12 protein-coding genes and 1 tRNA gene are annotated in these 13,168 nt (G+C 62.4%); 6 read left to right on the forward strand and 7 right to left on the reverse strand.

Features of this window, described 5'->3' with window-relative positions:
* Window positions 1–13 precede the first annotated feature (13 nt).
* Window positions 14–1,531: a HEAT repeat domain-containing protein gene (locus tag V0Z78_RS11540; protein ID WP_336344781.1), complete on the reverse strand. Its 1,518-nt coding sequence runs from the start codon at window positions 1,529–1,531 to the stop codon at window positions 14–16.
* A 24-nt stretch (window positions 1,532–1,555) separates the two neighbouring features.
* The gene (locus V0Z78_RS11545) at window positions 1,556–2,260 is read right to left on the reverse strand and encodes a protein sorting system archaetidylserine synthase (RefSeq protein WP_409338738.1); all 705 of its coding nucleotides are present in this window, start codon (window positions 2,258–2,260) and stop codon (window positions 1,556–1,558) included.
* A 101-nt stretch (window positions 2,261–2,361) separates the two neighbouring features.
* On the opposite strand from V0Z78_RS11545, the gene V0Z78_RS11550 reads away from it, so the two are divergent.
* Entirely contained in the window at window positions 2,362–2,775 is a 414-nt protein-coding gene (locus V0Z78_RS11550; RefSeq protein ID WP_336344783.1) for a plastocyanin/azurin family copper-binding protein, read from the forward strand.
* A 22-nt stretch (window positions 2,776–2,797) separates the two neighbouring features.
* On the opposite strand, the gene V0Z78_RS11555 is transcribed toward V0Z78_RS11550, so the two are convergent.
* The 5 genes from V0Z78_RS11555 to V0Z78_RS11575 form a co-directional block, all read right to left on the reverse strand.
* Window positions 2,798–3,229 carry a hypothetical protein gene (locus V0Z78_RS11555; RefSeq protein ID WP_336344784.1) on the reverse strand — a complete coding sequence of 144 codons (432 nt, stop codon included), beginning with the start codon at window positions 3,227–3,229 and terminating at the stop codon, window positions 2,798–2,800.
* A gap of 84 nt (window positions 3,230–3,313) precedes the next feature.
* Window positions 3,314–3,961 (reverse strand): 30S ribosomal protein S3ae, encoded by a 648-nt coding sequence (locus tag V0Z78_RS11560; RefSeq protein WP_336344785.1) that lies wholly within the window; start codon window positions 3,959–3,961, stop codon window positions 3,314–3,316.
* Window positions 3,958–4,197 (reverse strand): KEOPS complex subunit Pcc1, encoded by a 240-nt coding sequence (locus tag V0Z78_RS11565; RefSeq protein WP_336344786.1) that lies wholly within the window; start codon window positions 4,195–4,197, stop codon window positions 3,958–3,960. Before V0Z78_RS11565 ends, V0Z78_RS11560 begins: the two co-directional genes overlap by 4 nt.
* Window positions 4,194–5,303, reverse strand: a complete 1,110-nt coding sequence (locus V0Z78_RS11570) for an exonuclease RecJ (protein WP_336344787.1) — start codon at window positions 5,301–5,303, stop codon at window positions 4,194–4,196. Before V0Z78_RS11570 ends, V0Z78_RS11565 begins: the two co-directional genes overlap by 4 nt.
* Window positions 5,303–5,767, reverse strand: a complete 465-nt coding sequence (locus tag V0Z78_RS11575) for a 30S ribosomal protein S15 (protein ID WP_336344788.1) — start codon at window positions 5,765–5,767, stop codon at window positions 5,303–5,305. Before V0Z78_RS11575 ends, V0Z78_RS11570 begins: the two co-directional genes overlap by 1 nt.
* Window positions 5,768–5,958: 191 nt before the next feature.
* Here V0Z78_RS11575 and V0Z78_RS11580 point away from each other — a divergent pair.
* The 5 genes from V0Z78_RS11580 to V0Z78_RS11600 all read left to right on the forward strand — a co-directional run bounded on the left by V0Z78_RS11580 (window position 5,959) and on the right by V0Z78_RS11600 (window position 13,161).
* Window positions 5,959–6,030: transfer RNA gene (locus V0Z78_RS11580), tRNA-Ala, on the forward strand.
* A 577-nt stretch (window positions 6,031–6,607) separates the two neighbouring features.
* On the forward strand, window positions 6,608–8,242 hold the full coding sequence (locus V0Z78_RS11585) for a DUF7845 domain-containing protein (RefSeq protein WP_336344789.1): 1,635 nt from the start codon (window positions 6,608–6,610) through the stop codon (window positions 8,240–8,242).
* A 440-nt stretch (window positions 8,243–8,682) separates the two neighbouring features.
* Window positions 8,683–10,824, forward strand: a complete 2,142-nt coding sequence (locus V0Z78_RS11590; protein WP_336344790.1) for an N-6 DNA methylase — start codon at window positions 8,683–8,685, stop codon at window positions 10,822–10,824.
* A 31-nt stretch (window positions 10,825–10,855) separates the two neighbouring features.
* Window positions 10,856–12,973, forward strand: a complete 2,118-nt coding sequence (locus V0Z78_RS11595) for a DEAD/DEAH box helicase family protein (RefSeq protein ID WP_336344791.1) — start codon at window positions 10,856–10,858, stop codon at window positions 12,971–12,973.
* Window positions 12,974–12,975: 2 nt separating this feature from the next.
* Window positions 12,976–13,161: a hypothetical protein gene (locus V0Z78_RS11600; RefSeq protein WP_336344792.1), complete on the forward strand. Its 186-nt coding sequence runs from the start codon at window positions 12,976–12,978 to the stop codon at window positions 13,159–13,161.
* Window positions 13,162–13,168 lie beyond the last annotated feature (7 nt).

Raw genomic sequence — 13,168 nt, forward strand, 5'->3', positions numbered from 1 at the left:
GTTGCCGGCGCGATCAGCCGGCCTTCTCGGCTTCGGACTGGACGAGGTACGCTCGGTCGTCGGCGTACTTCCCGACCTCCTCGAGCGCCTCCTCGATCCCGATCTGGTTGAGCGCCCACGCGGCGCTCGCCCGAACCGTATCGGAGTCGTCGTCGGCGAGCACGTCCGAGAGCGGCGCGATGGCCCGGGTGTCGCCGATCATCCCGAGCGCGCGGGCCGCGCGGCTGCGTACCTCGGGGTTATCGGAGGTGAGCCGGTCCGCGACCCCCTGGGTCGCCTCCTCGCTGCCGATCTCGCCGAGCGCCGTGAGCGTGGTCAGCTGGAGCTGCGGGTCGCTGTCGGCCTCGGCGTACTCGAGCAGCATCTCGAGGGGTTCGTCGCTGCCGATCTTTCCGAGCACCTCGATCGCCGCCTTGTCGCGCTTGTCGGCACGCTGGGTCATCGCGTCGAGCGCGGCCGGGTGGCCCATCAGCTTCAGCGCGTGGATGCAGTGCTCCTCCATGAAGTCCGAGCCGAGCATCTCGAGCGCGAGCAGGATCGGCTCGGGCTCGTTTCGCTTCTCGTAGATCTTGAGCGCCTGCCACTCGGGCGGGTAGTCCTTGCGATGGTCGAGGACGTCGTAGAAGCCGTGGGCGTCGAGCTTCTCGCGGACGGTGAGGTCGTCCCACTCCTCCGCGTCGTCGATCCCCGTCTGGAGCTCGTCGACCGCCTCGAGCAGTTCGGCGATCGTCTTCTCGTCCTCATCGGGGTGGAGTTCCGCGTCGCCGACGAGCTTTGCGGCGGTCTCGAGCGTGGAGACGAGGGCCTCGGGCTCGCGCCCGTCGAGATCGACGTCCGTCCCGAGCGCCGCGTTCAGCGACTCGACGAACGACTCGACGGGTGCGACGAGCTCTCCCTCTCCCTTCTCGGTCCACTCGGTCCCGTCGATGGTCGTCCCCGCCTCCTCGATCCCCTCGATGACGTCCTCGGCGTAGGGGCCGCGCTGCTCCTCGAGCTCGTCGCGCAGCTCCGAGAGCCGTGATTCGAGCTCCTCGCGGGGGTCCTCCGCGTCCTCGTCGTCCTCGTCCGGTTCGGGGAGCTCTGCATCCTCGAGGTCGGCCTCGATCGAGTCGAGCGACGCCTCCACGTCGTCGAGGTCGTCCTCGGTTTCGGCCTCCTCGAGGGCGGCTTCGACGCCGTCGAGACGGTCCGGAAGCGTCTGCTCGGGGAGCCGTTCGTCCGACTCCTCCGCTTCGTCGGGGTCGTCGACCTCGTCCTCGGATTCCTCGTCGGTCTCCTCGGACTCCGCCGACTCGTCGTCTCCCTCCGTTTCCGGGTCGGGTTCCCCGTCCTCACCCTCGCCGTCTTCGGCTTCGGACTCCTCGCTCTCGGACTCCCCGTCCGCGTCGTCGGGCGTGTCCTCGGCCTCCTCGGTTTCGGGCTCCCCGTCTCCCTCCGAGGACGGATCGCTCGGGTCGTCCGCCGGCTGTTCGTCGGACGCGTCGGCTTCCGCCTCGGGTGCGTCCTCGGCGTGCTCCTCGTCCTCGCTCATGGATCATACGTCCGGCGGAACGACCTATGAGCGTTTCCCTTCCAGGCCGTGTCGCTCGGTCTCACCCCAGTAGAAACGCGGGCCCAGGACCAGATACGCGAGCGCGAGCGTCACCAGCGCGACCGGGAACATCCCGCCCTGGTAGTCGGGGACGAGAACGGCCAGCACGTGGACGACGCCCATCAGCAGGGCGTCGCGCGCGAGCAGGTCGGGGTACTGGATCGGCGAGACCATCAGATAGCAGAAGGCGGCGGTGACGGCCAGCACGGCGACCGGCTCGTCGATCCCGGCGAGGATCCCGGCGGCGAGCGTCGTCGCCGCGAGCGTCGTCGGGACGCCGACGGTCCGGGTGTGGTCGGTGTCGTAGGCGGTGTAGAGCCCCAGCCGGACGACGGCCATCGTGACGAACAGCGCCGGGATACCGAACCCCAGCGCGGCGTGGATCGCACCCGACGACGTCCCCTCGACGACGCCGACGACGAGCATGGCGGGCGCGACCGCGAAGGAGGCGACGTCCGAGAGCGAGTCGAGATACGGGCCCGCGGGAGTGCCGCCGAAGCGTCTGGCGAGCACGCCGTCGAGACCGTCGGCGACCGCAGCGAGCAGGACGAACTGGGCGGCCACCCGGACGTCGACGATCGCGATCGCCGCGGCGAGAAAGCCGAGGGCAGCGTTGCCGGCGGTGACGGCGTCGGCGACGCCGAGCCGCCCGACGAACCGCGGAGCCAGCTCCATATCCGCGGGTCGTACAGGTCGCTCTTACCTGTTGTGGATCCGCGCCTCCGCCCGAAACCAGCGGAGCTATAGGCCTCACGCACCTACCCGTGGCCATGCATCGGCGTGCCGTTCTCGCCGCCGGGAGCGCGGTCGCGGCCGGCCTCGCCGGCTGTACTGCCCTCGCGGACCGCACGGCGGACCACGACGTCGGGATGAGCGCCCACGCCTTCCGCCCCGACTCGCTGGTCGTCGAGGTCGGCGACACCGTGATCTGGGAGAACACCGGCTCGCGCGCCCACACCGTCACCGCCTACGACGGCGGCCAGCCCGAAGGAGCGACGTACTTCGGAACCGGCGACTTCGAGAGCGAGGCCGAGGCGCGCGAGGCGTGGTACGCGGACCGCGCGGGGTCGATCTACACCGGCGACCGGTTCGAACACACCTTCAAGGTGGCGGGCACCCACCGGTACTACTGCATCCCACACGAGCGCGGCGGGATGATCGGGGAGATAGTCATCGAAGAATAGCCGATCGGCCCCGTCGGGTTCGCTACCCGCGCCAAGCGACGGACGTGGAGACGAACCGTGCCGCGCGACCGCCGGCGAACGCGACCGTCCCGAGGACGAGCGCCGAGACCCCGAAGAACGCGAGCCCGTCCGGGGAGACGAGGAACGCGATCCTGTCCGCGAGCGGACGGCCCGAAAGGCCGAAGACGGCCCACTCCGCGTGGAAGCCGAAATATGAAGCGTAGACGGCAGCCCACGCGATCGGGAGCGCGCCTGTCCGATAGCCGATCCACGCGCCGACGATCGCCCCGACCGACGCGGCGTGGACCGGCACGAAGACGACGCCACCACCGACCTCGAAGGCGCCGGTGGCGTACCCGACGAACGCCACCACGAACGAGCCGACCACGAACGCGAGGTGGCGTGGTTGGCCTCGGTGGTCGCCGAGAAGCGTCGGACGGAGGGCCCGTGCCATGCGGCATTAGCTACGTGTCGGATGTTGTATCTTTCGGCAGGGGCTCCTCACCGCGAGCCACAAAGGGACCGCTCGAGGGTCTGCCTACGCTTCCTCGTCGACCGCGACGTCGGTCTCGTCGACGTCGACCGCGGTCTCCTCCTCCTCGGCGACCTCCTCGGGTCGGGCCTCGAGGGTGAGCTTCTTGATCTCGACGCGTCGAAGCGGGTAGATCGTCTTCGCCTCGCCGTAGATCGCACTCGAGAGGCGACCTTCGACGACGCTGTCGACGAGTCCCTCGAAGGTGCGCTCCGAGGCGGCCTCGCGGACCATCTCGATCATCCTCTTGCGGATGGCGTGCTCCTGGCTGTGATCGGCCTTCTTAGTGGTGAAGGCGACCGGCTGGATCTGCACGCGGTAGTCGTCGGTCGTCAGGACGGTGACGTAGGCGTCGATCTTCGAGGCGCCCCGGCGGACGAGGCTGCGCAGGTAGTCGCGCGTGAGTTCGTGCTTCGTGAACTCGGTGTACGCCGTATCGCTGCCGACGTCGTTGATCTTGAACGTGAGCTTGATGTTGTTCTCGCTCGCGTTGTTCGTGATCTCGCCGAGCGTCGTCTCGAGGTTACGCTCGAGGAGCTGCTCTGGTTCGTTCGCGGGGCTCCGTCCGAGCTCGGCCCGGTCGAACTGCTCGGGCGCGAGTACGGTGTACCACCGCTTCTCTCTCTGCTTTCTGGAAACTGATCGTTCACTCATGATTGGGTTTCGTGGGGTTGGTTCGCTCGCTGTACTTCGCTCGCCACCGTGAGGTTCACGACGTAGTCGTCGACCGTCGTTCGGAGCCCGCCGGTCGTCTCGCGCTCGATCGTCGTCACGACCTGCTCGTCTCGAACGCGGGTGTCCATCTCGGGGGTGTTGTCCGGGCGCAGCGCCCGCGCGACGACCTCGGGATCGTCGTGGCTCGTCCGGATCTCCGCACGGCGCCGGCTCACGCCATCGCCCCCCGGACGGCGTCGACGAACGCCGACGGCTCCGCGTCGAACTCGGCCGTCCCGCGGCTCGCCGTGCCGCCGCCGATACCGCCGACCGCGTTCGTGGCCTCCTCCATCGTCTCGCCGATCGAGGCGTCCTCGACGCTCGCTGCGGCGGCCTCGCCGCCGGCGACGGCAAGCGCGATCGGCTCCGGTGACCGGAACTCGAGGGACAGCCGGGCGATCGTCTCGAGGGGGACGCTCGGTCGCGGGCCGTCGGCGTCGGACGCCGAATCCCGAACCGGCCCGTCGACGCGTGCGACGAACAGGCCGTCGTACCGGTCGGTCGTCGCCTCGCGAAGGCCGCGGTGGGCGGCCTTCGCGTGTGCACGCCAGGTCTCGAGGGCCTCGACGCGGACGTCGTGGCCCATCGCGAGCGCGAGCGCGAGACCCGGCGTCTCGTGGGCGAGACAGTCGAGCACGTCCGCGTAGCCCTCCAGGCTCTCGAACGGCCCGTCGGGAGTCGCGTGCGGACGCAGCGCCCGCTCGACCCGCTCGGCGGCGCGGGAGGTCGCTCCTTCCGTACCGACCGTCTCGAGCGCGAGCAGCGAGGCGACCGATCGGCCGTCGTCGTTCGACAGCTCGGCGAGCGCCGCGGCGACCCTTTCCTCGTCGCCCGAGAACCCGGCGTGGACGAGCGTCGAATGGGCGAGTCCGTCGGCCAGGTCGGCCGTGGGGATCCCGACGCCGTCTCGCCGTTCGAACGGAACGTCGAGGTCGAGCGTGCTCGGCGACGCACCCGCGAGATAACAGCCCGCGAGCGCGAGCGCCGGGTCCGGCTCGCAGTCGAGGTCGCGAACGGCCTCGGCCACGACGGCGCTCGCCGGACGGTCGCCGGGAGCGGGGCCGTCGTCGAAGCCGATCGGGATCGTCGCGTCGTCCACCGGCGGATCGGCCGTCGGCGCGACGACGCGGGCCTGAAACGGGATCGATCGGTCGGCGAGGGCTCGAAGCAGCAGCCCCGCTGCGGCGATCGCGTCGCCGTCGGCTCGCGGCGCTACCCGGACGAAGGGCGCATCCGCGAGCCTGGCGGCGAGATCGCCGGCCGATCGACCCGTGGCGGCCATTACTCGAGGAGCTCCTTGGCGTTCCGGTAGGTGTAGCGGAACTCCCGGTCGATCTCGTCGCCGCGGTAGTAGTTCGCGAGCCGGCGCACCTTCGCCTCGGTGTTCTGCAGCGCGCGCTTGTTCTGGGCGTCCTGCGGGTTCTCGTCGACGTGCTCGTGCAGGCGGACCGCGCGTTCGAGGAGGTTGCGAAGGTCCTCCGGGAACTCCGGGGACGCGTCGTTCTCCTCGAGGATCTCGCCGACCTTCTTTCCGGTCGCGAGTTTGACGTTCGGGACCGGCGTGCCCTTCACGCCCTCGTCGCGCAGTTTCATGCCGATCTCGCTGGCGCTGTGGCCCTGTTCTGCGAGTTCGACGACGCGGGATTCGACCTCCTCCGCGTCGACGTCGCTCCACTCCGGTGGTTCGTCCGTCGCCGGGCGGTCCGAACCGGACGAACCGCGGCGGCGAGTATGCATTCGTGCCATGATTGAGGATAGGAACCGCACGAACCGCAGACAGCACTTCCGATGCACTACCGCAATCCCAAGTCCGCAGATCGGACGAGTCGGATTTACGGCCGTGCCGTTCCCACTCGCCGTAACCCGCGCGTCGGACTAAAGGGTTGCTACTCGGGTTCGAAGCGTTTATCATTCCACCCGGGGAACTGAAAGTGCGAGGGCTCGTAGATCAGTGGTAGATCACTCCCTTGGCATGGGAGAGGCCCCGGGTTCAAATCCCGGCGAGTCCACTACCATTCCTCCGTCATACCCAGGGTTCCAGACCGCAAGGTACGGACCTTGATGCGGACGGATTCGCCACTTTTGGGTTAGTGATTGCTCCCTCGCAGAGGGGAGTTCAACAGAATTGTAAGCGCGGGTCGTCGCTTGCTTGCAATTCTGTGAGGGAACGGAGGTGGTCAACGTGAGCGTTCACCAGAACGCCGTTGGCCGAACTTCGCCCATCTGCGAGTTCTGCGGCTGCGCAATCGACTGTCTCGAAAAGCGCTGCTCGGCGCTTGAGGACGGGAGGTGTCAGCCGTGACGCAAAAGCCGAACCAGAGGGCCCCCAACTGTTCCAAAGTTCAGGCCCTCCTCGGCTCCATACCCCGACCGGAGGTGGTCGGGCGTGCCTGACGAGTCGGCCAACCGAGTTGAGCGTTTCGCCGGAATCTGCGAAGATTCTGGCGCTCGGTTATACCCACTCGGTTTCGATACTATTGCGGCATCCAGCAATCAGCTTGGATCGCCGATTCGTTTCAAACGTCGCAGGTACACGTATACGCCCAATCAGTTGGTAGTGAGCGTGGCGTGTCCGGGGTGGTCGGCGTGACCGGCTACGTCGAGCCAGTACCCCACGAGTTCGCAGCAAACTACCTCTTCGACGCGAACGGGCTGGCGCCCTTCTTCGCTGCCGACTCACAAGTGAAAGCCGGCGGTGGAAGTCAGTGCTCCGAGTTCTACGACCGGGGAGAGCGATGGACAGTCACGCTGTACTATCAGGATAGCAATATCGTCCATCCCGGTTCTCAGCTGCTAACCGGCACCGAGTGGCGACTCGAGGAGATGCGCGAGTTTCGGCTGAAAGTCAAGCGTCACGAAGAGGAGGACCCGGTCGGACAACAGAGCTTCAATGCCCACATCACGCCCCGGTGGCAGGGCATGAAAGTCGAGAAGCGCGACGGGACAGTCTCCAGCTACTCGGTTCCGGACGGGATTCGCGAAGCTGTCAACGTGAAGGTTCAGGGGTCGAATATCGACTTCAGTCGCTATCTGCAGCTACTCCAGTCGGCTGCGTTAGCCGTCGGAATCCGGGCCGATTACTTCGAAGAACCGCATGAGTACAGCAATGTTCAGGACGCTGAACGGTACGTACGCGTCCATGAGGACGCCAGTGGTCCGGTACACGCTCGTGATGGTCCAATAGCGTCGATGGGACACCTGCTCGAATCAGATCGGCAAGGCTACCGTAAAGTAGTGCAGAACGACGACGACGATCACGGCCGGAATCTCCCGGGGTACTATCACACTGTGACGCTCGGCCCCCGTCGCATCCGCGAAGCATTCCCAGACCACTCGCTACCCAAGGAGATTAAGCACTACTACGCGAGAGAAGCCCTGAGCCAGGGCGACGATTCGCCTCTCGCCCATCCAAAGATCGGCGCATCCTATCAGGTGAATCGATGGGACGAGAAGTTGGGAGTGACCTCAGAAGAATTGAACCAACTGGAGCACGAGCTCGACCAGACGGTCCTGTCTGTCCTCGCTGACGCTGGCCTTGACGTGGCACCGTTACGAGGGACCGGTCCGTTCGTTCGAGATACGTACTTCGAGGTGGAGACGACCGAGGACGGACCTGACCCGATTGGGCTCGATCTGACACACATCCGGAGCACCCAGGAGAGCGTCGTCATTCGCTACCTTGTCGACGGTCTCGGCCCCGTCCAGTGGGAGAGTCTGCAGACGCTCGTTACTGACGGCGGTGAGGTTTCGCCGGCCAACATCGCAGACGAGCACGACCGTCACGTTGAGAGTGTCAGGCGGGCATTGCGCGGTATCGAGGACCTCGTGGTTCGCGAGTACGCGAAGGTGAGCCTTCGGTCGACCTACGTTGCTGAGCTCGTCCACGACGCCGTGCAGGAAGCGGAGGAAGCTGTCAAACGAGCTGCTGAGACCGGAGCGAAGGCCATTCGGGTCGCCGAGCAGGGGATGGAGGAGACGATGAGCGTCTTCATCGCTTGGGCCGCTCGCCACGGCATCGACGTGGACGACGCGCTGAGTCGGCGCGAGGCGCGGATGAAGCTTCGCGTTGGGGAGCCCGGGAGAGAGACACGCCGGGCGATCAAAGAAGGGTTCCGCATCTGGAAAGAGGCTGGTCTCCCAGAAGAGCGCTTCCGGATGGCAAAAATTCGGTTTAGAGACGGTGGGCTGTCGGATGCGTGGCGGTATCTGAACCCGGGATAGCAGGACGGTTCGCGAGTGGCAACACTATCTGAACATCTATTTTCCAGTTTTTCCGGTGGTAATTAACCACCCAACGGTCAGTTTTCGATTCTTTGAGGACAATCCTTGCGTCACACAGGACTACCACCTGGCTGGAATCCAACCCGGGGGGTTTGGATTCCTATTAGGGGTGTGCCTAAAGGCACACTATCAAAATACCCTCCCCACATGGCTTTCCAGCCTATGCAGTCGAGACGAAGGTATATGATTATTTGATTATATTCGTCTAATAGACTCTTGCCGCAGCATTAGTCCATTAAATCGTTCCTATCGTTCTACTAAAGGACAATAACACGGCAATGATGTTGGCCTGTCGTCTAACGCAGTCAGACCTCTATCGACACTATCTTAATATGGCTGGTGCTGACTGTACTACCAAGAAGTAACCTTCCACTCTACATATGAGCGAGGCTATAACCATAATTTCTGTCATCGAGGATGTTGCCGAAGATATCCAGACTGAGCTCGATTCTGATTTCCCGCTCTTCCGAAAGGTCGAGAAATGGATGGAAGACCACGGCCTCACACGGCTGGTCGACCCAGAACGAACCGTCTGTAAATTGGCCGCCTACAACCGTCTTCTTAAAACCACGCTCTACAAGATCTACCGCGACGGGAACGACGACCTGCCACCGCTCTCCGGTGACACGGACATCTACGCACAGCTGTTAAAGGCGTTTACCGAAACTGGGGACCAGGCGTTCGACGAGAACGTACTTGACGGCATCATCGAAGCCGTTCCCGACAACGTATTTGTTCCGTTGCTTGACGTCCGGCAGAATCTAATCACCCAGAAGGTCTCGACTGAAGAGATTGGACGGATCTTCGAATCACTAGTGCCGCAGGAGGCACGACGTCGTCTCGGTCAGTTCCGGACCCCGATGTACATAGCCGAGTTCATGGCAAACTGGGCCATCCAGCGCGGTGACGACCGCGTCCTTGACCCCGGGATTGGGGCCGGTGTGTTGACTGCGGCGATGTATGACGCCAAGCATGCTGCCGACGGCCAGGCCCATATCGACGACATGTGGGGCGTGGACCTGAGTGAGCTGGCAGTCGTGATGTCGTCGACGGCGTTGAAACTCACCAACGGCGAGGGATCACCAAATTTTATTCAGGACAATTTTATAGACATTCTAGCGGAAGGTCAAGCACAGCGGATCGATCAAAAGAACCCGAAGATCCTCCCGAAGATGGATGCCGTCGTCTCCAACCCGCCGTACTCTCGCAGCCATGAATTGTGTAGTAAAGAGAAGAACCGGATCAACCGGATCGCCGCAGCCGAGGCCGCGATGGAAATCCCACAGAAAGCGCCGATGTATCACTACTTCTTCGTCCACGCGACGCAGTTCCTAAGTGACAGCGGCCGGATGGCGTTCGTCACTCCGGCTCGGTTCCTAGAAACGAACTACGGTATCACCCTGCGGACGTTTCTGCTAAACCATTTCGATATCCACGGCATGATCCTACTGGATAGTGATATTCCGGTGTTCGAGGATGCCGACACGGATCCGTGCATCACGTTCTTGGAGAAACGCGACGGCGGGGAGAGCGACTGCACGACAACATTCGTACAAGCCGAGGAATGGCCGGATGCCGAACGTCTGTTTGACGCGGTAGCCGGTGGCGTGCAGGGCGAGACGTCATACGGGTTTGTAAATCAGGTCGCTCAGCAGGAGCTCGTGGCCGAGTACAACTGGACCGAGTACCTGAACCCCCAATCAGTCGACGCCATTCCCGGGTTGAAATCGTTCCGGGAAATCGCCGATATCAAGCGCGGGATCGCGACTGGGAAGAACGATTACTTCTGCCTGACACAAGACGAGGTCGACGAATGGGGGCTTGACGAAAAGTATCTTGTCCCATTGATCCGGCGGATGCAGGGCGTCTCTGGTTACGATCTCCAGGAATACGAGGACTGGCGGCAATGGCTGCGTGACGGTGATGAGGCGTGGTTGCTATACTGTTATGATGAGGACAGGGAACCGATCATCAACGTTGACAATCCGGAACTACAGGACTATCTCAAGCACGGTGAGGATGTCGGAGCCGCCGATAGTTATCTGGCGCAGAATCGGTCGCCTTGGTACGTCGTCGACCAGCGGGATCCAGCATCGGTTCTAGTCACGTACATGAGCAAAGATGGATTCCGATTCATCTACAACAAAGCCGGTGTGGTCAGCCTCAACAATCTACACAACGTCTTCCTCGATGGTTACGAGGACTGGCAGGTCGAAGCCCTGCTTGCCTATCTGAACAGTAGTGTGGCGAACGAAATCGCCAAACGGAGTGGCCGCACCTATTCTCGTGGCCTGCACAAGATCGAGCCGGACGAGCTGAAAGATCTTCCAGTAGTCGATCCCAACGACCTCTCCACAAGCGAGGCGATGACGCTGTCTCAGAAGTTCCGGGACCTGTGTGAGGCGTCGCGCAATGAGGACAGTGATGTTGAGGCGGTGATACGGGAACTTGACGAAAAGGTGATTGAGGTAATCAGTCCCGGACAGCAGATGCTGGATCTGCCGCGGCGGGGAACTGATTAAGACCCCACATATCGAATATAAGCGCGATTAGATGGGGCTTCGCGATCGACAATGGGACGGATATTATCCCGGTCACCGTGATCATCTGCAGGACGTGTTCATTCCGGCGCTGGAGAGCAGTATCCAGTATGACCGCATCACTGGTGACTTTAGCTCTGCAGTGTTCTCGATTTTCGCGAACGGACTGGAGACCTTCGTCGACAATGGCGGCGTGGTGCGGATCATGACGGGGGTCGAGCTGTTCGAAGAGGACGTGGACGCGATCGAACGTGGGCAGGCCGATGATGTTCTGGTTGATGCGATCAACTGGGATGCCGTCCAAGACGGGCACTCGGACGCGGTCTTGGAAGCGTTAGCCTGGCTGGTCGCCGAAGGATATCTCGAGTTCAAGCTCGGGGCGGTCCGTGACGAGGACGGGAATGTCCGTGGCAACGAGTACGGTGCGTGGCACCAGAAGATGGCCGTGTTCACGGATACCGACGGCGACAGTATCTCGATCGTGGGCTCGCCGAACGAGTCGTTCAAGGCATTACGTCGAAACCGGGAGTCAATCAGCGTCAACCGGAACTGGGTGGCGAACGCAGACGAGGAATGGGATGAGCAGCGGCGGGTTGCCAGTCATCGGGAGGAGTTCGAGCAGCTGTGGCGTGACAATGCCCCGGACTCGATAGTAATCGAACTGCCGGAGGCGATCGAACAAGACCTCCTCCAGTACAAGCCTGCTTCTGAACCAGACTGGGAAGCAGTCGTGGCCGAAATCAACGAGGAGTTTCGGGGTAATGAGGACGCCGACAGTGATGGAGAGCTGCCTGACCCGTACGACTATCAGCAGCAGGCGATAGACCGGTTCAAAGAGAACGGAAACCGGATCCTGCTGGAGCACGCGACGGGCGCGGGAAAGACGTGGACTTCCCTATTTGCAACACGAGACATCGCAGACACGGACAGCGTCGTCATTGTCTTGGCACCGACCACGGACTTGGTGGAGCAGTGGGACAGCCGGGATAACGTCGGGCAGTTCTTCCCTGAGTCCCGGGTCATCCGGTGTGTCGGCGAGAACCCGAGCTGGCGGAAACTGCTCTACCAGGCGTTGGTTTCGGAGCAGTCGGCAGCGCTGGTCGCGGTCTCGACGATGCATCCGACGACAATGCGTGACCTGTTCGATATCGTGGAAGACCACACTGCACCAAGAGAGCGGATCCTCATTGCTGACGAGGTTCATAATATGGGAGCGGAACAACGACGTGAAGCACTAAGTGGGTTCAACGCGGCCGGCGGCCGCCTCGGACTGAGCGCGACACCGGAACGGGATGATGAGGGTGACCAGTTCATTGAGTCCTATTTCGGGTCGGTGCGGGATGTGATCACGCTAGAGGAGGCGATCCATGACTACGAGGTGCTGAGCGAGTACCGGTACTACATCCACGTTGTGTCCCTGACCGGGTACGAACGCGACGAGTACCTCAAACTGTCGCAACAGATCATGAACATGTACCAGAAGAATCGGGACTACGACGACCAGCCGCTGCTGGAGACGGCGGACCAGCACCAGCCGCTCCGCGGGAAGATTATGAAGCGGGCGAACATCGCGAAGGAAGCAGCGGCGAAAGACCCGATCGTTGCCGACGTGATTGATGATGTTGGGGAGAAGACGATGGTCTTCTGCAATACCAGGGCACATGCGCGGCGAATCAAACGTGCGATCGACGAAAACTCCACACGTCGCGTCGGACTGTTTTTCGGGAATCTGTCGTCGGAGGACCGTGATAACTTCCGGGAAGATTTCGAGAACGGGACAATTGATACCTTAGCGTCGATCGACGTCCTAACGGAAGGAGTGGACGTCCCGGAATGCGATTCTGCCATCCTGGTGGCAAATTCACTGTCAGAACGCGAAGCGGTTCAGCGCCGCGGACGGGTGCTCCGCAAGTCCGGAGATGGTCGGAAAGCGGTCATCCACGATTTCGTCACACTACCGGTTCCACGGGAACTGCTGGAAAGCAGCGATGCTAAACTCTCAGGCTACGAAATCGGATTGATCAAGAAAGAGATCAACCGGGTACGGCGGATGAACGAGGAAGCGTATAATTGGGAATATAATGACCTGACGCTTATTAGGTTACAAAATGCATTAGCGATGTACCAATAATTATGCCCAGTATAGACCCGGATCTAGAGCGTCTTATTGACGAGAAAATCACCGATATGAGCGAACAGAATCTTCTGAAAAATATATTGGACTGGCAGGTCGACAAGATCCAGCAACCACGGTACGGTAAATTGGACCAGATGGACGAATATATTGAGGAGTACCTCAACGACGCTGAGGATATTTAGCGAGGTA

It is taken from the genome of Halalkalicoccus sp. CG83 (genome assembly GCF_037081715.1).
GTDB lineage: Archaea > Halobacteriota > Halobacteria > Halobacteriales > Halalkalicoccaceae > Halalkalicoccus > Halalkalicoccus ordinarius.